22 protein-coding genes are annotated in these 22,298 nt (G+C 72.5%); 7 read left to right on the top strand and 15 right to left on the bottom strand.

Translation table 11 applies throughout. From position 1 onward, the window contains the following. Positions 1–37: 37 nt before the first annotated feature. Positions 38–415: a MerR family transcriptional regulator gene (locus ACZ7OU_RS33730; protein ID WP_470244482.1), complete on the top strand. Its 378-nt coding sequence runs from the start codon at positions 38–40 to the stop codon at positions 413–415. On the opposite strand, the gene ACZ7OU_RS33735 is transcribed toward ACZ7OU_RS33730, so the two are convergent. Then, positions 396–2,450, bottom strand: coding sequence for an MMPL family transporter (locus ACZ7OU_RS33735; RefSeq protein ID WP_470258320.1), 2,055 nt, complete (start codon positions 2,448–2,450; stop codon positions 396–398). The genes ACZ7OU_RS33730 and ACZ7OU_RS33735 overlap by 20 nt on opposite strands. Positions 2,451–2,524: 74 nt before the next feature. Between ACZ7OU_RS33735 and ACZ7OU_RS33740 the strand changes: the two genes are divergently transcribed. Together ACZ7OU_RS33740 and ACZ7OU_RS33745 are read left to right on the top strand one after the other, a co-directional pair. After that, positions 2,525–2,977: a MarR family winged helix-turn-helix transcriptional regulator gene (locus ACZ7OU_RS33740; protein WP_470258321.1), complete on the top strand. Its 453-nt coding sequence runs from the start codon at positions 2,525–2,527 to the stop codon at positions 2,975–2,977. A gap of 364 nt (positions 2,978–3,341) precedes the next feature. Next, entirely contained in the window at positions 3,342–3,761 is a 420-nt protein-coding gene (locus tag ACZ7OU_RS33745; RefSeq protein ID WP_470244485.1) for a hypothetical protein, read from the top strand. 65 nt (positions 3,762–3,826) lie between these two features. Here ACZ7OU_RS33745 and ACZ7OU_RS33750 read toward each other — a convergent pair whose 3' ends face one another. From ACZ7OU_RS33750 to ACZ7OU_RS33770, 5 genes are all read right to left on the bottom strand, one after another. Next, a complete protein-coding gene (locus ACZ7OU_RS33750; RefSeq protein ID WP_470258322.1) occupies positions 3,827–4,426 on the bottom strand; it encodes a DUF4360 domain-containing protein in 600 nt (199 codons plus the stop codon). 209 nt (positions 4,427–4,635) lie between these two features. After that, positions 4,636–5,499 (bottom strand): spermidine synthase, encoded by an 864-nt coding sequence (locus tag ACZ7OU_RS33755; RefSeq protein WP_470258323.1) that lies wholly within the window; start codon positions 5,497–5,499, stop codon positions 4,636–4,638. Beyond that, complete coding sequence (gene speD / locus ACZ7OU_RS33760; protein ID WP_470258324.1) at positions 5,499–5,858, bottom strand: adenosylmethionine decarboxylase; 360 nt, start codon at positions 5,856–5,858, stop codon at positions 5,499–5,501. Before speD ends, ACZ7OU_RS33755 begins: the two co-directional genes overlap by 1 nt. After that, entirely contained in the window at positions 5,851–6,993 is a 1,143-nt protein-coding gene (locus ACZ7OU_RS33765) for a type III PLP-dependent enzyme (protein WP_470258325.1), read from the bottom strand. The genes speD and ACZ7OU_RS33765 overlap by 8 nt, the downstream gene beginning before the upstream one ends. Before the next feature lie 22 nt (positions 6,994–7,015). Continuing rightward, positions 7,016–9,565 carry a glutaminase domain-containing protein gene (locus tag ACZ7OU_RS33770; protein WP_470258326.1) on the bottom strand — a complete coding sequence of 850 codons (2,550 nt, stop codon included), beginning with the start codon at positions 9,563–9,565 and terminating at the stop codon, positions 7,016–7,018. Positions 9,566–9,835: 270 nt separating this feature from the next. Here ACZ7OU_RS33770 and ACZ7OU_RS33775 point away from each other — a divergent pair, with 270 nt between their 5' ends. After that, positions 9,836–11,434 carry an amidohydrolase gene (locus tag ACZ7OU_RS33775; RefSeq protein WP_470258327.1) on the top strand — a complete coding sequence of 533 codons (1,599 nt, stop codon included), beginning with the start codon at positions 9,836–9,838 and terminating at the stop codon, positions 11,432–11,434. Here the strand turns inward: ACZ7OU_RS33775 and ACZ7OU_RS33780 are convergent. The 3 genes from ACZ7OU_RS33780 to ACZ7OU_RS33790 all read right to left on the bottom strand — a co-directional run bounded on the left by ACZ7OU_RS33780 (position 11,403) and on the right by ACZ7OU_RS33790 (position 13,532). Continuing rightward, positions 11,403–11,708 carry a DUF1883 domain-containing protein gene (locus tag ACZ7OU_RS33780; protein ID WP_470244492.1) on the bottom strand — a complete coding sequence of 102 codons (306 nt, stop codon included), beginning with the start codon at positions 11,706–11,708 and terminating at the stop codon, positions 11,403–11,405. The two genes, ACZ7OU_RS33775 and ACZ7OU_RS33780, sit on opposite strands and share 32 nt — an antisense overlap. Positions 11,709–11,804: 96 nt before the next feature. After that, entirely contained in the window at positions 11,805–12,863 is a 1,059-nt protein-coding gene (locus ACZ7OU_RS33785; RefSeq protein WP_470258328.1) for a hypothetical protein, read from the bottom strand. A 180-nt stretch (positions 12,864–13,043) separates the two neighbouring features. Continuing rightward, positions 13,044–13,532 (bottom strand): MarR family winged helix-turn-helix transcriptional regulator, encoded by a 489-nt coding sequence (locus ACZ7OU_RS33790; RefSeq protein ID WP_470244494.1) that lies wholly within the window; start codon positions 13,530–13,532, stop codon positions 13,044–13,046. Positions 13,533–13,560: 28 nt separating this feature from the next. Here ACZ7OU_RS33790 and ACZ7OU_RS33795 point away from each other — a divergent pair, with 28 nt between their 5' ends. Beyond that, entirely contained in the window at positions 13,561–15,006 is a 1,446-nt protein-coding gene (locus tag ACZ7OU_RS33795) for a phenylacetate--CoA ligase family protein (protein WP_470258329.1), read from the top strand. On the opposite strand, the gene ACZ7OU_RS33800 is transcribed toward ACZ7OU_RS33795, so the two are convergent. From ACZ7OU_RS33800 to ACZ7OU_RS33815, 4 genes are all read right to left on the bottom strand, one after another. After that, positions 15,003–15,410 (bottom strand): hypothetical protein, encoded by a 408-nt coding sequence (locus ACZ7OU_RS33800; RefSeq protein WP_470258330.1) that lies wholly within the window; start codon positions 15,408–15,410, stop codon positions 15,003–15,005. The genes ACZ7OU_RS33795 and ACZ7OU_RS33800 overlap by 4 nt on opposite strands. Positions 15,411–15,547: 137 nt before the next feature. Next, positions 15,548–18,040 (bottom strand): hypothetical protein, encoded by a 2,493-nt coding sequence (locus tag ACZ7OU_RS33805; protein ID WP_470258331.1) that lies wholly within the window; start codon positions 18,038–18,040, stop codon positions 15,548–15,550. Between the two features lie 130 nt (positions 18,041–18,170). Next, a complete protein-coding gene (locus ACZ7OU_RS33810) occupies positions 18,171–18,479 on the bottom strand; it encodes a DUF4326 domain-containing protein (protein WP_470258332.1) in 309 nt (102 codons plus the stop codon). Positions 18,480–18,537: 58 nt separating this feature from the next. Continuing rightward, positions 18,538–18,834, bottom strand: coding sequence for a putative quinol monooxygenase (locus tag ACZ7OU_RS33815; protein ID WP_470258333.1), 297 nt, complete (start codon positions 18,832–18,834; stop codon positions 18,538–18,540). Positions 18,835–18,929: 95 nt separating this feature from the next. Between ACZ7OU_RS33815 and ACZ7OU_RS33820 the strand changes: the two genes are divergently transcribed. Next, positions 18,930–19,886 carry a GlxA family transcriptional regulator gene (locus tag ACZ7OU_RS33820; RefSeq protein WP_470244500.1) on the top strand — a complete coding sequence of 319 codons (957 nt, stop codon included), beginning with the start codon at positions 18,930–18,932 and terminating at the stop codon, positions 19,884–19,886. A gap of 182 nt (positions 19,887–20,068) precedes the next feature. Beyond that, positions 20,069–20,461, top strand: coding sequence for an STAS domain-containing protein (locus ACZ7OU_RS33825; RefSeq protein WP_470258334.1), 393 nt, complete (start codon positions 20,069–20,071; stop codon positions 20,459–20,461). Here ACZ7OU_RS33825 and ACZ7OU_RS33830 read toward each other — a convergent pair. Both ACZ7OU_RS33830 and ACZ7OU_RS33835 read right to left on the bottom strand, forming a co-directional pair. After that, positions 20,428–20,823, bottom strand: a complete 396-nt coding sequence (locus tag ACZ7OU_RS33830; protein ID WP_470258335.1) for a response regulator — start codon at positions 20,821–20,823, stop codon at positions 20,428–20,430. The two genes, ACZ7OU_RS33825 and ACZ7OU_RS33830, sit on opposite strands and share 34 nt — an antisense overlap. After that, entirely contained in the window at positions 20,820–22,280 is a 1,461-nt protein-coding gene (locus ACZ7OU_RS33835; RefSeq protein WP_470258336.1) for a PAS domain-containing sensor histidine kinase, read from the bottom strand. The genes ACZ7OU_RS33830 and ACZ7OU_RS33835 overlap by 4 nt, the downstream gene beginning before the upstream one ends. Positions 22,281–22,298: the final 18 nt, after the last annotated feature.

A 22,298-nucleotide genomic window follows, 5' to 3' on the forward strand; every position in this document is an offset into this window, starting at 1 on the left:
CCGACTTGAACTACGCTTCAAGTCAAGGAGGAACCCGATGACCCTGCTCGACATCGCCGAAGTCGCCGAGAAGTCCGGGCTGGCGCCCTCGGCGCTGCGGTTCTACGAGAAGCGCGGGCTCGTCGAACCGGCCGGCCGCAACGGCCTGCGCCGCACGTACCACCCGGACGTCCTGCGCCGCCTCGACCTCGTGGCCTGCGCGCGCGGCGCCGGGTTCACGATCGCGGAGATCGCCCGGTTCCTGGTGGCGACGCCGAGCGACGACGCGCTGCGCGAGCGGATGGCGGTCAAGGCGTCGGAGCTCGACGACGCCATCGACCGGCTCACCCGCATGCGCGACAGCCTCCGCCACGCCGCGACCTGCGACCACGTGCCGCTGGTCGAGTGCCCGGACTTCAAGCGGGCGATTTCGTAGCTTTCGCCAGCTTGGACGGCCACCAGATGCGCCGCCCGACGTCGACCGTCAGCGCCGGCACCAGCAACGACCGCACCAGGAACGTGTCCAGCAGGACGCCGAACGCGACGATGAACGCGATCTGGGCCAGGAACAGGATCGGGATCACCGCGAGCGCGGAGAACGTCGCGGCGAGCACCACCCCGGCCGAGGTGATCACGCCGCCGGTCAGCGACAGCCCGCGCAGCGTGCCGTCGCGCGTGCCGCGGGTCAGTGCCTCCTCGCGGACCCGCGTCATCAGGAAGATGTTGTAGTCGATCCCGAGTGCCACCAGGAAGACGAACCCGAACAGCGGCACGACCGGGTCCGCGCCCGGGAAGTCCAGGATGTGGTTGAACACCAGGGCGGACACGCCCATCGTCGCGGCGAACGAGAGCACCACCGTCGCGATCAGCAGCAGCGGCGCGAGCAACGACCGCAGCAGCAGGGCCAGCACGAGGAAGATCACCAGCAGCACGATCGGGATGATCAGCGCGCGGTCGTGCTCCGACGTCTGCTGCGTGTCGAGCTGGATCGCCGTCGGGCCGCCGACCTTCGCGGCCGCGCCGGGGATCGCGTGCACGGCGTCGCGCAGCTTGCCGACCGTGGCGACGGCCGCTTCGGAGTCCGCCGGATCGTTCAGCACCGATAGGATCTGCACCCGGCCGTTCACGACCTTGGGCAGCGGCACCGACTCCGCGACTCCGTCCACTTTGGACGCCGCCAGCACCGCGGGCGCGGCGCCGGTGTCGGCGATCGTGATCACGGGCGCACCCAGCCCGCCCGGGAAGTGCCGGCCGAGGACGTCCTGCCCGGTCCCGGACTCGACCTGGGTGAGGAAGACGTCGGACTGCGCCGTGCCGGACGCCTTGAGCTGCGGCAGGAACGCGACGCCGACACCGAGGACGAGCGCCGTCACCACCCAGACCGTGCGCGGCCGGCCGCCGACCAGGCGCGCCACACGGCCCCAGATCCCCGACGTCTCCGGGTGCGGCGAGCCGAGCGCCGGCTTGAACGGCCAGAACGCGCCGCGGCCGCACAGCGCCAGCACGGCGGGCAGGAACGTGGTGGACGCCAGCAGCGCGGCGCCGATGCCGATCGCCGCGACCGGGCCGAGGCCCTTGTTCGAGTTCAGGTCGCTGAACAGCAGGCACAGCACCCCGAGGATGACGGTGCCGGCCGAGGCGGCGATGGGTTCGAGCGTCGCGCGCCAGGCGAGCTTCAGCGCGTCGAACCGGCTCGGCGTGTCCCGCAGCTGCTCCCGGAACCGGGCGACGGTCAGCAGGGCGTAGTCGGTCGCCGCGCCGAACACGAGGATCGAGAGGATGCCCTGGCTCTGGCCGTTGAGCGCGAGGACGTCGTTCTTCGCCAGCAGGTAGACGACGAGGCTGGCGAGCCCGAGCGCGAACACCGCCGAGAGCAGTACCAGGAACGGCAGCAGCGGGCTGCGGTAGACCACGATGAGGATCAGCGCGACGACCCCGCCGGCGACGAGCAGCAGGATGCCGTCGATGCCGCCGAACGCCTTGACCAGGTCGGCGATCTGCCCGGCCGGCCCGGTGACCAGCACGGTGAGCCCGGCCGGGGCGCCGGTGAGCGCCGCGCGGACCTCCTTGACGACGTCGCCGGGGTTGCCGTCGGCGAGGATCGGCACGGCCAGCTGCACGGCCTGGTCGTCGCGCGGCGCGTTCTCGGGTTTGCCGAGCGGGCCGACGACGCCGGGGATGCCGCCCAGCTCCTGGGCCTTGGCATCGAGGAACCGGCGGTCCTCGGCGGTCAGGCCGGTGGTGCGCTCGGCGACGACGGTCGCGGGCAGCACCTGGCGCGGTGTGAAGGCCTTCTGCTCGTCGGAGACTTCGGTGGCTTCGGCCGAGCGCGGCAGGAAGGCGGCGTTGTCGTTCTTCGCGACCTCGCTGAGCTTCCCGGCGAACGGCCCGCCGAACCCGCCCAGCCCGAGCCAGGCGATCACCAGGAGGGCCGGGATCAGCCAGCGGAGGCGGCGCGGCTTGTCGTTCATGGTCGCTAAGGTCCTTTCGAGGGCGAACACGCCCAATTGTTCAGCAAGCTGAACATTCTGCACGACGACCCGGAGTGACGGTGAGCACAACCCCCGAACCCGACCTGAGCACGTGGCCGACGGGCCGGCTGCTCGCGGTCGCCGCGCGCCTGGTGGAGCACCGCTGGGCGGCCGTGCTCGACGGCATGGGGCTCACCCACGCGGGGCTGATCGCGCTCCACACGCTGCGCGACGGGCCGCTCCCCCAGCGGACGCTGGCCCAGCGCTGCCAGGTGACCGACCAGACGATGAGCCGCACGCTCGACCGGCTCGCCAAGGCCGGGTTCGTCACCCGGACACCGGACCCGGCCGACGCGCGGCGTCACCTGACCCGGCTGACCGCGCGCGGCGGCGCGGTGCACGAACGCGCGGTGCGGGCCGAGCCGGCGTTGCTCGGCGTACTGGGCGAGGACGACGCGTTCCGCGCCGGGCTGCTGGACGTGATCGCGCGGCTGTCCGCGGAGGATCGAGACCAACCGGTGACCTGAGCGGCCCGGCCCAGGCCAGGCCCGGATTCCCGGGCCCGGCCCGCTTCTCCGCGGTCAGTCCGGCGATTCAGCTCCGGCGGGCCTGGGTAGCTCTTCTGGCATGTGGATCGCGGTGAGCACCCCAGTGGCCCTCCTGATCGCTACCGTCCTGATGGAGCGGTTCGAACGACGATGCACGCTCGCACCGGCGAAGGGCGAACCGGCCGAACTGCCGGCTTCCGCCGCACTCGACTAGCGTCCCTTGTGGACAGTCCGCGTCGACTGTGATCTACGTCTCACTCCGCTTCGTCGAGAACCCGCGGCCCCTCCCGCGACGACTGACGAAGCAGATCCGGCGAACCCCGGGTCGAGGGAGGAGAACCCCATGCGCGGCAAGTCCACCCGCACGGTGATCGGCCTGGCCACCGCGGCCGGGCTCGTCACGGCAGTGAGCATCGGCATCGCCGGCGGCGCGTCGGCGGCATCAGGAACTTCGGAGGGGACCATGACCACACAACCACCCCAGGGCGCCCGCGCCACCGTCGAGGTGACGCCGAACCCGACGACGCACCGCGGCCAGGAAGTGACCATCACGGGCGACTGCGGCGGCGGGACCGGGTTGAAGTCCGTGCTCGGCGGCTTCCCGGAGCACCCGGCGCTGGAGAACATCCGGATCATCGACGCCGGACCCGGCCACTTCGTCGCCAAGGCGACCGTTTCGCAGCACATCGGCAACGGCGTCGGCCCCGTCTTCGTCGACTGCGGCGGCGAAGCGGGAGTGACACTTCTGGTCACGCACGTATAACGCGAACGGACCCGCTCACCGGGAGACGTTCCGGTGAGCGGGCCATCCGGGCAATTCCGCCGAATTCAGCAGGTCTTCCACGCGAAGTGGTAAATCGTGTCGACACTCGCGTGCTCGGAATCCATTTCGATGTAACTCGTCGCCGAGGAGGTGCCCGCGTCCGCCCGCAGTTCCGCATTGATGTTCAGGTTGCGGTCCTCACCGCACGGGGCGAACACCAGCGCGGCGACGTCGGTGACGTCGCTTGCCCGCCACACGCCGTGGAACGGGCCCGGGTAGGTGTGCCGGACCCGCGCGGTCGGTGACGTCCCGGCGAAGTAGTAGTTGGCCTGCTCGAGCGCGCTCGCCCCGCTCTCGATGTGCGCGTAGCCGCGGTACTCGGCTTCGGCGATCGCGTACGTGAACCCTTGTGGCACATGGACGAGCACGTTGATCTGGCAGTTCTTCCGGGCGTCGAGCGCGGACGCGCCACCGCCGGCCTTGGCGGTGAAGTTCGTGTAGTGCACCGTGAACGACGTGTTGTCGGACGCGACGTCCGCCGAGGCCGTGGCGGTGCCGGCCGGGCAGCCGGACCCGTTGATGGTCTTGATGTCGAGCGTGATCTTTTCGGTCGGAGCCGATGCCGCCGCGGAATCGACGGGTGCGGCGAGAGTGGACAGAATCATTCCGGCTACGACCAACATACCGAGCATGACGCTCCTCCAAATGGGCCACGGTGCCTTTTGATCACGATGATCGCGCGCGAAACGGATCGTAGCGCGATCGCAACCTTTTCGACGGCCACTGAACGGAGTAACACGACAACCGGGAGTACGGGAAATCCATTTCCCGCTATTTCACCCTTCGCCGGTTGTGCATATCGAAGAATCGTCGGTCAGTACTGGTTCAGACCAGTATCGTGCCGGAGCGAGTACGGCGGGGTGGCGCCGGCGAGCAGCGCTTCGGCGTCCAGCGTCGAAGCCCGGCTCCCCCGCTCCGCGAACCGCCGCGCCACCAGCGCGCCCGGTTCCTCGACGCGGTCCGCGCGCCCGGAGAGGAAGGCCCACTCGTGCTCGTCGGACCCGAAGTACAGCACCGTGCCGAACACCTCGCGGAACCGCCGCCACGACGCGAGCAGCGTCTCGTTGCGCCACAGCGTCGGGCAGCCCGCCTGGCAGGTCACCACCCCGCCGGGCGCCAGCACCCGCACGCACCGGCCGAGGAAGTCCGTGCCGTACAAGCGGTTGTGCTGCGCGTCCGGGTCGGTGTTCTCGTCCGGCAGGTCGATCACGACCACGTCGTAGGTGTCGCCGCGGGCTTCGGCCGCGGCCAGGAACGCCCAGCCGTCCTCGAAGGACACCCGGATCGGCCCGTCGCTCCGCGCGAGGTCCGCGGTCGTGTAGCCGTAGGGCAGGTGCTCGGCGCAGGCCCGCACCGCCTGCTCGTCGATGTCGACGTGGTCGACCAGCGTGGCGCCCGCGTCCACGGACAGCTGGGAGGCGACGCCTTCGCTCGACCCGATGACCAGGACCCGCCGCACCCGGTCGGCCAGCAGCAGCGCGGGCACCATCAGCGCCTCGTGGTAGACGAGCTGGCTCGCTTCGGTGCTCTGGCGTTCGCCGTCGCAGAACAGCGAAACCCCCTGCGCGGTCTTGCCGATCAGCACCTCCTGGAACGGTGTGCGCGCGTCGAACACGACGTCGTCGACCGCCCAGACGCGGGTGAGGCCGGCGCCGACCGGTTCGTGGATCGTGGGCATCAGCGTTCTCCCCGGTGCAGGACGGACAGGTGGACCGCGGCGGCGTCCAGCGACTTCGCCAGCAACCGCAGCGCGTGCTCGGGGTCGGCGCGCTCGCCGCAGGTGAACACGTCGGCGAACAGCGACCCGTGCTCGGGGTAGGTGTGGACCGACGCGTGCGACTCGGCCAGCAGCGCGATCACCGTGGCGCCCTGCGGGGCGAACCGCTTGGCCACGACGTCGACGACCGTCGCGCCCGCCTCCGTCACCGCCGCCCGGAGCAGCTCCCCGAGCCGCTCGGGGTCGTCGAGCAGGGCCGCGTCGACGCCGTGCAGCTCCGCCAGCACGTGCCGCCCGGTGAACCGGCCGACCTCAGACATCGCCCCACCTCCCGACGCAGTACGTCCGCAGCGGCTCGATGCCGTTGAACCCGACCGACGCGTAGCTCGCGGTGTAGGCCCCGGTGCCCGGCACGTCGAGCCGGTCGCCGGCGGTCAAGGACATCGGCAGCTCGTACGGCGTCCGCTGGTAGAGGACGTCGTCGCCGTCGCAGGTCGGCCCGGCGAGCACGACCGGCCCGGCCGGGCCGTCGTGTGGCTCCACCGGCTCGAAGCGGTAGGCGATCGCCTCGTTCTCGGCCTCGGCCAGGCCGTTGTAGCGGCCGATGTCGAGGTACACCCACCGGCGCTCGCCGCGCTGGGCGACCAGCACGACTTCGGTCCGCAGCAGTCCCGCGTCGGCGACGAGCACCCGGCCGGGCTCCAGCATCAGCTCAGGCCGCTCGCCGGGGAAGTACGTGTCGAGGGCCGTCTCGATCGTCGCCGCGTACGCGTCCAGCGACGGGACGCCCGTCCGGTGCGTCGTCGCGAAGCCGCCGCCCAGGTTGAGCCGCGTCATCGCGACGCCCTGCGCGGCGGCCTCGGCGAACAGCTTCGCCGCCGTGGCGATCCCGATCTCCCACGCGGCGACGTCCGGCTGCTGCGACCCGACGTGGAACGCGATGCCGGGGCGCAGCCCGAGCGCGGCCGCGCGCAGCACCAGGTCCAGTGCCTCGGCCGGGTCGCAGCCGAACTTCCGGCCGAACGGCGTCACCGAGTCGGGCGCGTCGAGCACCACGCGGATCGACACGGCCGAGCCCGGCGCGTACCGGCCCAGGTGGTCGACGTCGCCGGGCGCGTCCGACGTGAACTCCCGGACCCCGCGCTCGAAGGCGAAGGCGATGTCGCGGGGCTTCTTGATCGGGTTGCCGTAGGCGAGGTCCGCCGGATCGGCACCGCGTTCGAGGCACAGCTCCAGCTCGGCGGGTCCGGCGACGTCGAAGCCCGCCCCGGCCGCCACCAGCGCGTCGAGCACCGGGGGCGCCGGGTTGGCCTTGACGGCGTACCGGATCAGCGCGCCCGGGAACGCCGAGCGGAACCCGCGCGCCCGGGCCGCGACGGCGTCGGTGTCGACGACGAGGCACGGGGTCGGCGGGTCCCGTTCGTCGAGGAACCGGCGGAGGGGGTCGGCGCACACGCCGCCAGTCTCGCAAACGACGTCAGACGAACCGCCACAGGTGGTCCGGTGACCCGTTGTCGTCCCACTGGGTGACCTGGGCGCCGTCCGCCGTGGACTGCTGGTCGACCGCCATGACCTTGCCGCTGCGGACGTTGACGAGCTTCGACCAGCCACCGCCGGCGTCGACGATCCGCCAGTTGTGGTCGGGCGTGCCGTTGTCCTGGTACTGCTGCACGTGGGCGCCGTTGTCGAGGCTCTGGTCGTGCACCGCGAGGATCTTGCCGCTGTTGCGGTTGACGACCCGGACGGTGCCGTCGCCGTTGTCGACCACGGCCCAGAGGTGGTCGGCCGTGCCGTTGTCCGACCACTGGGTGACCTCGGCGGTGTCGGCCAGCGACATGTTCGACACGGCGAGCACCTTGCCCGAGCGCTGGTTCTGGAGCTTGCGCCAGACCGTGGCCGACGCCGCCGGGCGCGTCAGCAGGGCCAGGTAGCCGCCGGCGACCGGGCGGGCCTGGAAGCCGCGCTGGGTGGCGTCGGCGACGACGTACCAGTCGCTGAACGGCACCCGCTGCGGTGTCGTATTGGCGTAGCTGTAGACGCCCTCGACCAGGGTGTTCCGGATGTTCGGCTGGTCGGTGAGCCAGGCCGCCGTCCACAGCTCCCAGTCGGCCTTCGTGTAGTTGTTGCGCGGGTCGAGCAGGACGCCGTGGGCGCCCGCGCGCCCCTGGTACCAGGCGGCCTCCTGCGCGGCGACCCCGAGCGGGACGAGGTCGAGGCCGAGCACGCGGTCGGCGAACCCGTTGTACTTGAGGCTCCACGTGCCGGGCTGGTCGTAAGCGAGCTTGAGGTGCTGGTTCGACGAGTCCTGCGCGAGGGTCACCCACTGGCTGACGTAGCTGCGGGAGGTCGACCGGTAGCGCTGGACGTCGGCGGTGTTGCCGGCGGCCGCCGCGATGGCCCCCATCGCGCCGACGCCGATGATGCCCTTGAGCGCGAGGTTGGCGCTGTGGGCGATGAAGCCGGTGAAGTCGTCGGTCTGGTTCTGGAAGCCGGGGTCGAGGGTGTTGCCGATCAGGTATTCGGCCCACTGCCGCAGGATCCGGTAGTGGGCGGTCGCGAAGGAGACGGCGTCCGCCGACGGCAGCCGCTGGACCAGCGCGGCGGCCATGATCAGCAGGTTGGCCGACTCCTCGACCGGCATGCTCTCCTCGTTGCCGTCGTTGTGCCCGGTCGCGTCCGGGTAGTGCGTCCCGAGGTCGTGCTCGGCGAACTGCATCGGCCAGCCGCCGCGCTCGGCGTAGTCGAGCAGCGGCTCCAGGATCAGCCGCAGGTAGGCCGGCGACAGGTAGAGGTAGGCGGGGAACGCCGGGTAGGTGACGTCCACAGTGGACATGTTGCCGTTGGAGGAGATCTCCTTGAGGAACCCCCAGGGCGCGCCGCCGCGGTCGACGAGCTCGGTGCCGCCGAAGGCCTGGCGCAGCGCCAGCGCGCAGATCCCGGCGTAGTGCTCGCCGGTGGTCCCGCCGCCCGCGGCCGCGACGGCGTCGTCGTGCAGGCGCTGGTCGATCGCGGTCGCCGCGCTCAGCGCGCTCGCGTAGTCGCCGGCGAACCAGACCGCCATGTCCTGCCAGCTGCCCCAGTAGTGCGTCCACCAGGGGCGCAGCTCGGCGCCGAGGTAACGGACGGCGGGCGTGCGGACGTGCCCGATCGACAGCGTGAACGGGGTCGACGAGCCACCGGCCGGGATCGTGCCGAGGTTCTTGTTGAAGGCCAGCACGGGCCAGCGGTCGTTGATCGCGCGCGGCTGGGCGGTGTCGCTGGTGTTGTTCAGCGCGCCCTGGCCGGCGGACGCGGCGCGCACGACGGTGTCCGGCCCGATCTGCCAGCTGACACCGGACGCCGGCGCGGCCAGCACGAGCGAGCCCCAGCTCGCCTGGTCGCCGCTCTCCTGCAGGACGCCCGGGCTCGCCGGGGTGCAGCTGAGCAGCGTCTGGCCGCCGGACTGCTGCTGGGTCCAGGTGACCGGGGTGGCGGTGTTGCCGTGCACCCACTCGGCGGAGGTGTCGAAGTGCAGGTCGACGGCGTGCGCGCGGCCGTCGGCGCTGGCGGCCTGCAGGGTCACATAGCCGAACGGCACGCTCTGGCGTTGCAGGTTCGCCGGGTCGACGGGCGAGAAGAACGTGACGGTCAGGTTCACCCCGCCGCCGGTGAGGACGTACGTCGAGCGCGTCCCGGTCACCTGCAGGCTGACCTGGGTCATCGGGGTGAGGGCGGGGCCGGACGGCAGCGCGGGCGACCCGGCGAAGACGTACGCCACGCCGTCGATGCGGGCGAGGCCGCAGAGGGCGGTGACGTGCCCGGTCCAGAAGCTCGACCAGGTGCCCGGGAGGTTGTCGGCGGGCTGCCAGGTGGACAGGTACGGCGAGCGGACGATCAGCGGGGTCGCGGGCGGCCGGATCGGGCCGAAGGTGCCCGCGGTGGCCGCCGTCGCGGGCAGCCAGAGCGCCGCGGCGACGGCGGCGGCCGAGCCCCCGGCGAGCCGGATCAGGTCCCGGCGGGTCAGGTGAGCGCGTTCTCGGGAGGACATCGGTGGCCCCTTCCACGGCGTGCGAGCCGGTGCGGGATAACTTTTACATCGTTGGTACAACGTTGTAAATCCGCCGTTGGTCGGCGTGGTGATTCATTTGCGGACCAGTGCGGGCGCAGGTCCGGTGCGGATTCCGGGGCGGATCGCCGGCCCGCGATGTCCGGAATGGGTCGGTCCCGGCGCCGGACGTCCCGGATGACTCATTCACGACAGCCCGAAACGTCCGCGCACCGGCCGAATCACGCCCGCGGATGCGGGAAGATCGAGGGCATGCACGCCGACCTCGTCTTCACCCGCGGCCCCGTGCTCACCCCCGGCGGCCGGGCCGGCTTCGCGGCCGTCCGCGGCCATCGGATCATCGCCGTCGGCGACGATCCGGGACCGCTGATCGGCCCGCGCACCGAGCTCGTCGACCTCGACGGCCGCCTGCTGCTGCCCGGCTTCCAGGACGCGCACGTGCACGCCGTCGGCGGCGGCGTCGAGCTCGGCCGCTGCGACCTCACCGGCGCCGGCACCGTCGTGAGCTGCCTCGACACCGTCGTCGCGTACGCCAGGGCGAACCCGCGGCTCGAGTGGCTCATCGGCAGCGGCTGGTCGCTCGACACCTTCGCGGGCGGTCTCCCCCACCGCCGGCTGCTCGACGCCGTCGTGCCGGACAGACCGGTGGTCCTGGTCAACCGCGACCACCACGGCGTCTGGCTGAACAGCGTCGCGCTCGCCAGGGCCGGGATCACCGCGAGCACGCCCGACCCGCCCGACGGCCGCATCGAGCGCGACGCCGACGGCGCCACCGGCGTCCTGCAGGAAGGCGCGATGGACCTCGTCACGCGGCTGCTGCCGCCGGTCACCGAGACCGACGGGCTCGCCGGGCTGCTGCGGGCGCAACGGCTCCTGCACTCGCTCGGCGTCACCGCCTGGCAGGACCCGCTGCTCGGCGAGTACGGCGGCATGCCCGACCCGTCGCGCGCGTACGCCACCGCGTCTGCCCGCGGCCTGCTGACCGCCCAGGTCACGGGCGCGCTCTGGTGGGACCGCACCCGCGGCGCCGAGCAGCTGCCGGACCTGCTGGAGCGCCGGGAGTCGTTGCGCGGCAGCGGGTTCCGCGCCGAGACCGTCAAGATCATGCTGGACGGCATCGCCGAAAACCACACCGCGGCGCTGCTCAGCCCCTACCTGCGCACCGGCCACAGTGGACTGAGCTTCGTCGACCCGGTGGAGCTGCGCGAGCACGTCACGCTCCTGGACGCCCACGGCTTCCAGGTGCACTTCCACGCGCTCGGCGACCGCGCGGTCCGGGACGCGCTCGACGCCGTCGAAGCCGCCCGCACCGCCAACGGCGCGAGCGATCACCGGCACCACCTCGCGCACGTGCAGGTGGTGCACCCCGACGACGTCCCGCGCTTCCGGCGGCTCGACGCGACCGCGACGATCCAGCCGCTGTGGGCCGTGCACGAGCCGCAGATGGACGAATTGACCATCCCCTTCCTCGGTGCGGAACGGGCGTCGTGGCAGTACCCGTTCGGTGCGCTGCTGCGGTCCGGGGCCACCCTGGCCGCCGGGAGCGACTGGCCGGTGAGCAGCCCCGACCCGCTGCAGGGCATCCACGTGGCGGTGAACCGGATCCCGTACGGCGAAGACGTGCCCGCGTTCCTACCCGGGCAGCGGATCGATCTGGCCGCGGCGATCACCGCGTACACGGCGGGCTCGGCCCACGTCAACCACCTCGACGACACGGGCACGATCCGGCCCGGTCACCGCGCCGACCTCGTGGTGCTCGACCGCGACCCCTTCGCGGGCCCCGAAAGCGAGATCGGGGCCGCGAAGGTCGCGATGACGTTCACCGGGGGCCGGTGCGTCCACGAGCCATGACGGCCGGCTCGTGCTCGACGCTCACCCGCGGGCGCAGGGGCAGGTTTTCCAGCCCCTCGACGTCGAGCACCAGGAACCAGTGCGCGTTGGCCGGGATGTGGATCTTGAACATCGGCGCGGTGGCCACCCCGCCGTGCATCCGGTAGTACTGCCGGCGCCGGTAGGCCTGGAGGTTGACCTCCGTCAGGAGCCTGACGTTGGCCATCGCCTCCAGCCGGATGGTGACCACCGCGTCTCTTCGCAGCTTTCCGAGATCGAACACGTTCGCTTCCATGACGCCCCTCTTCACGCGTGGTTGCAGTTCGATGCTGTGTCGCGGGCAGCGCGGATCGCGCCGCGAAAACGCGACGGGCGGAAGTCCGGGGCGGGATCAGCCGGGGCCGGTACCGGGTTCGCAGGCCCGCCAGAGCGGGACGAAGTCCCCCTCCGACGGCGTGCCGGCATGGGTGGCGCGGGGCCCGTGGCCGGGGGTGAGGAAGGCCGGCGGCACGGTGGGAGCGGGCCCACAGGCGGCAACCTCGGGAGCCGGCGACCGCGGCGCGGGGACGTTGTTCCCGGGGACGCGGATCGGCTGTGACGGGGTTTTGGCGGCCGTGGGCGTGCGGTGCGTGGCCCGGGGCTTCGCGGTGGCGGGTTCGGTGGTCGGGCTGGTTGGACGGTCGTAGGTCCGGTCCGGCGTGGTGGTCGTGCTCGGGCCGGCGGCGGTGGGTTCCTGGTGCAGCGGCGCGGTTTCCGTCTCGCTGGTGGGGACGACCGACGGCTCGCGGGTCTGCTTCGGGGCGAGTGGGTCGGCTACGCCGTCGCTCACCGGTCGCACCACGACGGGGGCCGGGGTCAGGACGTCGCCGACGGGCTTGGCCACGGCATCAACGGGCTTGATCACCGCACCGGCGGCACCCAGGACCGGATCGAGCACCGGCCGCACGACCCGGGTGACCGGTTCGAGAGCAGGTTCGAGGGAACGCACCACAGGCTCGACAACCGTTGCGGCAGAACGCGTTACTCGCGACAGGGGCTCGACCAAGGGGGCAGCCGCCCGCACGACCTGCGAGACCGGCGCAGCCGCTCGCACCGCGGGCTCAACGACGACCGGCTCAGCGGCGCGCACAATCCGCGAGATCGGCTCGACCGCAGGCGTTGCCGTACTCACCACCGGCGAAACCGGCGCGGCAGCGCGCACAACTCGCGCCACGGGTTCGGCCGCCTGCCCTACGCTCGACACCGGCGGAAAGACCGGCGCAACAGCCCGCGAAACCGGCTGAACCACTCCAGCCACCGCCCCGCCGATCGGGTCCACCTCGCGCGTCGCGGCCTGGGCATGGCCCGCGACCCACCACGAAACCAGCCAAAACCCGACCATCGCCCCGGCCACGAGCAGCAAGCGCCGGGCGGCAGCTGTCGCGTCACCCTTGTCGCGCGCCCTGGCCACGGTTGGCGAACCTCCAAAATGCGAGATGCAGGTCTGGGACTTACCCTCCAACGCCCGACCCCACACACCCGCTACGCGCCACCCGTCGCTACCACTCGACCGGCCTAGTTCTTTCGGGTCGGCAAGCCTGAGTGAACCCGCCACTTGGCGGAGCGCGGTCCCCCACCCGCAGGCCGCCGGTCAGGCTTCCTGAGAACGTCGCTGGGACGACAACGCGCCCAGTGCCAGGACGCCGTGCTGGAGTCCCTCGCGGAACGTCGCGCGCTGGCCCGGGCTCAGGTCGGCCAGGAGCACGTCCTCCACCTCCGCCACCGCCGGGGCGCAGTCGGCCAGGAGGCGGTGCCCGGTCTCCGTCAGGCCGGCCAGCAGGACGCGGCGGTTGTCCGGCTTGGGGGTCCGCGCGATCAGCCCGCGCTTCTCCAGCGCCAGCACCATCTCGTGCATCGTCTGCGGACGCAGGAACGAGCGCCGCGCGAGCTGGGCCGAGGACAGCGCGCCGCTGGCTTCGAGGACCGTCAGCGCCGTGTACTGCAACGTCGTGAGCCCGAGCGGCCGCAGCGCGTCGTCGAGCAGCGCCCTGATCACCAGCTCGAGCCGTTTGACCAGGTAAAGGGTCAACGGCGGGCTAGCGGGCTGCTGCTCCGCGGAGGTGCTCACGCCGCCCATCATGACACGCGCCCGCGACTATGCTCCGATCATGGACCTCGGTCGGCAAACCCGCGTGCGACAGGCGTTCGGCACCTTCTTCGGTCCACCCGAACCACCCGCGGCCGACCACGTCCTGGACTTCTTCCGCCGCACCGCGGAGACCGTGCCCGCGTACCGGAAGTTCCTGCGGGAGCACCACATCGCACCCGACGCCATCCGGACCATGGCCGACTTCCGGCGGCTGCCGCTGCTCGACAAGGCCGGCTACCACCGGAAGTACCCGCTGCCCGAGCTGTGCCGCGGCGGCACGTTCGACGGGCTCGACATGATCGCCGTCTCGTCCGGCTCCAGCGGCCACCCGACGATCTGGCCGCGTGCGCTCGAGGACGAGCTGCACGTCGCGCGCCGGTTCGAAACCGTGCTCGTGGACGCGTTCGAGGCCGACCGGCGCAGCACCCTCGCCGTCGTCTGCTTCCCGCTCGGCACCTGGGTGGGCGGCCTGTTCACCACGGCGTGCGTGCGCCACCTCGCGGCCAAGGGCTGCCCGATCACCGTCGTGGCGCCGGGCAACAACAAGGCCGAGATCCTGCGCGTGCTCCCCGAGCTCGCGCCGCACTTCGAGCAGGTCGTGCTGCTCGGCTATCCGCCGTTCGTCAAGGACGTCGTCGACACCGGCGTCGCCGATGGCGTCGACTGGCCCGCGTACGCGATCAAGCTCGTGCTGGCCGGCGAAGTCTTCAGCGAGCAGTGGCGCGAGCTCGTCGCCGGCCGCGCCGGGGTCGCCGACCCGGTCCGGGACATCGCGTCGCTGTACGGCACGGCCGACGCGGGTGTCCTCGGCACCGAAACCCCGCAGTCGGCGGGCATCCGCCGGTTCCTCGCCGGCCAGCCGGACCTGGCCCGCGAAGTCTTCGGCGACGCGCGCCTCCCGACGCTCGTCCAGTACGACCCCGCGAGCCGCTTCTTCGAGGAGCACGAGGGCACGCTCGTCTTCACCGGCGACGGCGGCATCCCGCTGATCCGCTACCACATCGCCGACGACGGCGGGCTCCTGCCGCACGCGGAGCTGCTGGACTTCTGCGCCCGCCACGGGTTCACGCCGCCGGCCGGACCCGAGCTGCCGTTCGTGTACGTGTTCGGCCGGTCGCTGTTCACGGTGTCGTTCTTCGGCGCGAACGTCTACCCGGAGAACGTCACCGTCGGCCTGGAGCAGCCCGGCATCAGCGACACCGTGACGGGCAAGTTCGTCATCGAGTCGGTGGAGGACGCCGACCGCGACCGCCGGCTGCGGATCACCGTCGAGACGGCGCCGGGCGCGACCGCCGACGCCGCCGGGATCGCGGTGGCCGTGCGCGACCAGCTGCGGCGGCTCAACAGCGAGTTCGCGCACTACGTCCCGGCCGAGCGCCAGCTGCCCGACGTCGACCTGCGCCCGGCCGGCGACCCCGAGTACTTCCCGGTCGGGGTGAAACACCGCTACACCAGGCAGTCCTAGGCTTCGGACGCCCGGCTGACCCGCTCGGTCGGGTCCCGCGCGCCCGGGTCGCGCACGCGGTCGGTGATCAGGAAGCCCGGGAGCTCGAATCCGTGCTCCTCGGCGAGCCGGAAGGTCCCGCCGCGGGCATCGGGGTCCCAGCCGAGCGTCAGCGCGTGCTCGACCAGCCGCCGGACGTCGCCGGACGCCGGGTAGGAGCCGTCGGTCGCCGCCGGGGTCCACCCCACGCTCGTCGCCTTCGAGAGCAGGTCGGCTTCCAGCGCGCGGCCGTTCTTGCCCGCGCCCCACACCCGCACCCGGACGCACCGGTGGAGATCGACGCCGTCGCCGCGCACGGACCCGATCGCCGCCCGCCAGGTGTAGTCCCGGTCGCCGGCCCGCAGCCGCCGCAGCCTCGTTCGCACGCGAACCAGCCTAAGGCGTGTCCTGTAAGTGATCTAGCTGCGGCGCAGCTGGTTCCGTTACTGGACGGCATCGGCGGCGCCCGCCCCGGGCCAGGCCGGCCGAGGTGTCGGCCGGAGACGGTGATCGCGGACAGCTCCTAGGCCCGGGCCAGCTTCCGGAACCGCTCGCGCCGCTCGGCGGCGGACGAGCCGTCGGCGATGTCGTCGTCGAACCACGACGACAGCGCCGTCCACAGCTCGGCGCGGGCCGCGAAACCGTCCTCCGCCACCAGGGAGTGCTCGAGCTCGGCGATGTCGGCGGTCAGCTGGTCGAGGCGCTGGTCGCACTGGCGGACGTACTCGCGGACCACGACGTTGACGTCGAGACCGGTCTTCGCCCGGGGGCCGGCGGCGCCGCGCAGCCAGCCGTGCAGCCGTTCCTCGCAGTACAGCGGGAACCCGGCGACCGACCCCGGGTAGCCCGAGTCGGCCGACCACGCGCGGAACGCGCAGATCGCCTGGTAGCGCGTGTACCAGTCCTGCTTGCCGGTGGCGAGCTCGGCGAGCCGGCGCCAGGCGTCGCGGTCGGCCGCGCGCCAGCGGTCGAGCGTCCGGCCGTCCGGGACCGCGTCGGGGTCGAGGGCCCGGGCGCGCCAGAAGTGCGCCCGGCAGGCGGCGATCTCCGCGACGAGCTGCCGGACGTAGCTGACCTGTTCCCAGACGTGGGCGCGCTGCGGCCGCAGCGGCGCCGCGCGGTCCGGGGAGAACGTCACCATCTCGAAGACCCGGAACAGCTCGTGCCCGCGCAGCGCGACGAGGTCGGGGTCCTCCCCCATCACCCACGACCGGCGCTCGGGCAGCCGGCCGCTGTGGCTGATCGTCGCGGCGTGGTACAGCTCGCGGATCGCGCGGCGGGCCACTTCGTCCCGCGCTTCGCCGACGAGACGCGGGTTGCGGGCGCGGTCGCGGAGGTCGCGTTCGCCGCGCGGGCCGACTTCGAGCATCGCGACGGCGTACACGCTCGCCGCGTTGTAGCACTCCTCCCACGACTTGCGGGCGCCCGCGGCTTCGACGGTGTCGTCGAGCGCCCGCGGGTCCGGCGGCCAGCGCCGGTCGGGGCAGACGTCGGCCAGCCGCACGCGGCTGCCCGGGTAGGCGGGCTGGGGCACGGGGACCGCGCCGGTCACCGGCTCGACGTCCGCCATCGCCCGCCGGACCACCGTCCAGACCAGCGACAGGTCGAGCGCGCGGTTCGTCAGCTGCCGCCAGCTGCCGCGCCAGCGCCGGGTGAACCGGCGGTAGTCGGCGACGAGCCGTTCGATCTCGTACTGCGACAGGGCGCCGAAGTACGAGCGCATCTCGGCGGCCCGCTGGTTGTACTCGGCCAGCTGCGCCGGCGTCGCCTCGTGGACGACGAGCTCGTCGGCCGGCACCTTCAGCACGCGGCGGTGCAGTTCGAGCCGCTTCTCCGGCGGGATCGCGTACGGCCGCACCCGCACGTCGAGGTCGACGTACCGGCGGAACCGCAGCTCCAGCGCCACCCGCAGCTCGGCCCGGCGCAACGCCCGCGCGTCGCCGGGCACGCCCGCCGTCGTGCGCCGCACCCACCACGAGCCGGCCACGGAGTCGCCGTGACCGAGGACGAGCGCGTGCCGGTAGCGGGCGATCAGCAGCGCGACGGCCCGCCCGCGGCCCGCGTGCCGCGGCTGGCGCGCGAAGTCCGGGCCGATCCACCAGCGCGCCAGTTTCGGGTGACCCCGGCTGCACAGGGTGATCACGTCGTCGTACGTCGCGAGCGCGTCGAGGTGCAGGTCGAGCTGCTCCTGCAGGGCGGCGATCTCGAGTCTGATGTAGACGTTCGACGGGTCGAGGCTCACCGCGCGGTAGTACTCGGCGAGGGCCTCGTCGTAGCGGCGGTTGACGATGAAGTGGTTGGCGCGCTGGTAGGCGTCGAACAGCTCGTACGGGATCTTCGCGCCGCGCCAGGCGGCCCAGTGGATGTTCGTGCGGACGTAGGCGCTGCGCGGGATGACGAGCGCGGCGACCGCGTTCGCCGCGCGGTGCAGCACGCGCGGCCAGTTCTCGTCCTCGATCACCAGCGGGCTGGCGGCGAACCGCGGGACGCGGACCAGCTCCAGGATCAGCTGGTAGCGCCCGGTGGTGTTGCCGGGCCGGACCGTGCCGGTGACGGTGAACGCGGCGGGCGGCTGGGCCAGCCGGACGAGCTTGGTGGCGGCCTTCCACCAGCCTTCCGCGGCGTCGCCGGCGTGTTCGACGATCTGGATGAAGTCGTAGGAGCTCCCCGCCCCCGGCACCGGCGTCGGCGTGTAGAGCCGGGAGTCGTTGAGGATCCGCTTGAACGCGGCGGTCAGCTCGACGGCGGAGTCGATCGCGCGGTCGTGGCTGTCGCCGGGGCGTTCGTCGGCGAAGAGGCGGATGTCGATCTGGTTGGCGCGGAAGGCGGCGGCCTCCAGCCGGGCCCGGCCGATGAAGTACAGCGTGAGCACCGCGGAGATGATCACGACGGACGTCTGCAGCACGGTCCAGGTGATGACGCTCGCGACCTTCGGGTCGCGGACGAACGTCCAGCTCTGGAAGAACGGCAGGTAGGGAACGACGGCGAAGCCGGCCGCGACGAGCCCGGCCGTCACCGCCGCGAGCCACCACCTGATCCGGTGAGCCGCCGGAAGTTCAGCCTGATCGAAGCCGCCGTGACGTCGCGCGGGCACCGTCGATCACCCCCTCGTGTCGCCAGGTTACTCGCGGAGGGGGTGTGTTTCGTTACGGGCCGTGATCCGCGAGCTCGGCGATCACCTGGGCGTGGCACAGCTCCGGCACGCACCAGCACCCGAGCCGCCTCCCGCGCAGCTCAGGCAGGAGCGCGAGCAGGTCCGGCCGGGACAGCAGGTGCTCGCGGTACTGCGAGAGCACTTCTTCGCGGGAGCCGTCCTTCCCCGGCTTGAACGGGCTCGCGAGCTTCGACCCCGCGAGGTGCCAGCCGCCCCGGTGCATGGCCCGCCCGACGTAGACGACGTCGGCGTAGCCCGGGTCGTCGCGGTGGCCCTTCAGGTTGACGACGGTGGTGGGCACGCGTGCTCCTTCCTGCTCCGCCCGGCGGCCCCCGGTGCGGGGCCGCCGGGCGGGATCGTCACGGCAGCTTGACCGCCAGCAGGTCGGTTTCGCGGATCTCCGGCGGTGCGCTGAGCATCGTCGCAGCCGCTTCGGTCAGCGCCGCGGCGATCCGGCCCTCGAGGTGGGCGCGGCGGCCCTGCTCGTCGGCGAAGGTGTCGAACACCCCGAAGGTCGTGGCGTCCAGCCGGAACGCGAACCACGCCAGGGTGTGCTGCTCCTCCTTCGCGAGTTCGACCGCGTCACGCAGCATCGCCTCGACCTTGTCGGCGTACTCGGGCTTGGCCTCGATCCGGGCCAGCAAACCGATCTTCATCGTCACTCCTCGTCTCGTTCGGACCTCACCGAAGCTAGGCCCGCGGCCGGGCCAGCGTCAGTGGCAGAAACGACACCTTTGCTACCGTTTCCGACATGAAGATCGCGGTGCTGGCGTACGACGGGGTGTTCGACTCGGGACTGGCGGCGGTGCACGACGTCCTCGACACGGCGAACGCCCTGCGGGGCGAGCTGGACCGGCCGCCGCCCGCCTGGGACGTCACCACGGTCGGCGCGAAACGGCGCGTGCGGACCGGGGCCGGGCACGTCGTCGCCACGGAACCGCTGCGGCACGTGGCGGACGCCGAGCTGCTGGTCGTGCCCGCGCTGGCCGAGCGGCGGCCGGACGAGCTGATCGCGTACGTGTCGGGGCCCGGCGCGGCGCCGAGCCGGCGGACCGTCGCCCGGGCGTGCGCGGCCGGGACGCCGATCGCGTCCGCCTGCACCGGCACCTTCCTGCTGGCCGAAACCGGCGTGCTCGAGGGGCACCGCGCGACCACCAGCTGGTGGCTGGCCCCGGTGTTCCGGGCGCGCTACCCGGGGGTCGAGCTCGACCAGACGCGGATGGTGGTCGCCTCCCCCGGGGTGACCACCGCCGGCGCGGCGTTCGGGCACGTCGACCTGGCGCTCGCGATCGTCCGGCACCGCAGTCCCGCGCTGGCCGACCTCATCGCCCGGTACCTGGTCGTCGACGAGCGCCCGTCGCAGTCGGCGTACACGATCGCGAGCGCGCTGGCCGGGCACGACCCGACGGTCGCCGCGTTCGAGGGCTGGGTCCGGGCGCGCCTGGCGGAGCCGATCAGCCTCCCGGCGGCGGCGCACGACCTCGGCGTCAGCGAACGCACGCTGCAGCGCGCGGTCCGGCGCACGCTGGGGACGTCGCCGGTGCGGTTCGTGCAGGACCTGCGCGTCGAGCAGGCGGCGCACCTGCTGCGCACGACGGGCCTGTCGCTGGAAGCCATCGCCCGCAAGGTCGGCTACGAGCACCCCGGCACGCTGCGGGAGCTCCTGCGCGACCGGACGGGCAAGCCGGTGGCCTCGCTGCGCGGGTGAGACGCCCGGCGGGGCACGCGCGGTGGTTCGGCTAGTGCATATGCACTATGCTGAGGGTTCACGGTTGAGCCGTCAGCCGCTGCCGGACGTTTCCGCGCCCGGGCGGCAGGCGCTGTCCACGGCCGAATCCTCCGCCCACGTCCGGTCCGCCCCACGCTGCCCGACGAAAGGGTGTGCCCGCGATGGTTCCTGAACCTCGCTCGGCCGACCACGAGCTCACCACCGCCGGCTGGATCGCCGCCGTCGGACACCTGTCCCTGCGCGTCTCCCTCCCCACCCCGCGCACCCTGCTCGTCCGGGTGGCCGGCGAGGTCGACCTGAGCACCGCGCGCAAGCTCGACGAAGTCCTGCGCTCGCGCGTCCACGCCCCGGTCGGGGAGGTCGTCGTCGACCTCGACGGCGTCACGTTCTTCTCCGTCGCCGGCCTGAACTCACTGCTGCGCGCGCAGCTCCTCGCCGACGCCGCCGGGGCGCGCCTGACGGTGGACCCCGGCCGGTCTCGCGCCGTGAAGCGGCTGTTCACGTTGCTGCCGATGGACTTCTACGGCGTGCTGATGCCGGGGCCGGCCGGCTGACCCAGCCGCCGGACGGTCTCGACGATCGTCGTGTTCGGCACGCCCTTGACCAGGTACTCGGTGACGCCGGCCGCGGCGAGCGCGGCCATCGACGCCCGGTCGGCGTAGGCCGAGAACGCCAGGATCGCGGTGTCCGGGCTGCGGCGGGCGATCTCGCGCGCCGCCCGGGCCCCGCCGCCGCCCGGCATCCGGACGTCGAGGACCGCGACCGTGGGCCGGTGGTGCTCGGCGAGCCGGATCGCCTCGTCGGCGTCGACGGCGACCGCGACGACCGCGATGTCGGGCTCCTCGTCGAGGACCTCCTTGAGGACGGCGCGGATCATCGCGTCGTCGTCGGAGATCAGCACCCGCACCTCGGTCACGGTTCGAGCCCCGCCGCGTCGGGCAGCATCGGCAGCCAGAACTCGACGGCCGTGCCGCGGCCGGGGACGCTCGTCACCGACAGCCAGCCGTTGGCCGCTTCGGCCCGCTCGTGCATTTCGACCAGACCGAAGTGGCCCGCGCCGGCGTCCTCCCCCGCCGTGCCGGTGCCGTCGTCGGCGATCCGCACGAGCGTCCCGTTGTCCACTGTGGACAGGTGAAGGTCGACCCGGCTGGCCCGGGCGTGCCGGTGGACGTTGCTGAGTGCCTCCTGGCAGATCCGGTACACGGTGATCGCGGCGGCGGGCGACGGCTCGGCGGTCAGCTCGTCCCGCACCGAGTGGGCCAGCTCCCAGCGGCCCGCGACCTCGTCGACGTAGGCGGAGACGGCCTCCGCCAGGCCGTGCCGGTCGAGCTCCGGCGGCCGCAGCCGCGACACCAGGCCCCGCAGCCTGCCGATGGCGGCCCGCACCGAATCGTCGAGCCCCGCGACGGCGCTCGCGTGCGGCTCCGGCAGCCGGGAGGCGAGCAGCTGCAGGCGCATGCCGACGGCGACCATGGACTGGATGGACTCGTCGTGGACGTCCCAGGCGATCCGGCGCCGTTCCACCTCCTGCGCCTCGACGAGGTGGCCGACGAGCCGGCGGCGTTCGCGCAGGGCCTGCTCGGCGTTGCGGCGCTCGGTCATGTCGCGGGTGACCTTCCCGAAGCCCTGCAGCCGGCCCCGCTCGTCGAACAACGCCGTGATCACGACGTTCGCCCAGAAGCGCGTGCCGTCCTTGCGGACCCGCCAGCCTTCGTCCTCGAGGCGGCCCTCCTCGGCCGCGATCTCCAGCTCCCGTGCCGGCTTGCCCGCCGCGACGTCCTCCTGCGGGTAGAACATCGAGAAGTGGCGGCCGATGGCTTCCGGCGCCGACCAGCCTTTGATGCGCTGCGCGCCGGCGTTCCAGCTCGAAATGCGGCCTTCCGGGTCCAGCATGAAGATCCCGTAGTCCTGGACGGTCTGCACCAGCAGCCGAAACCGTTCTTCGCTCTTCCGCAACGCTTCCTCGGCGTCGCGGCGTTCCGTCACGTCGCGGGTGACCTTCCCGAACCCCCGCAGCCGGCGCCCTTCGTCGAACAACGCCGTGATCACCACGTTCGCCCAGAACCGCGAACCGTCCTTGCGGACCCGCCAGCCCTCGTCCTCCAGCCGGCCTTCCTCGGCCGCGATCTCCAGCTCCCGCGCCGGCTTGCCCGCCGCGACGTCCTCCGGCGGGTAGAACACGGAAAAGTGCTGCCCGACGATCTCGTCGGCCGACCAGCCCTTGATCCGCTCGGCACCCGCGTTCCAGCTCGCGATGCGCCCTTCGGGATCGAGCAGGAAGATCGCGTAGTCCTGCACGCTGCGCACCAGCAGCCGGAACCGCTCTTCGCGCTCGGTGCCCTGGTCGTCGCCCGGCCGAAGCTCGTCGTCCATGCGGCAACTGTGCCGGAC

Source organism: Amycolatopsis sp. NPDC114505, assembly GCF_055633615.1.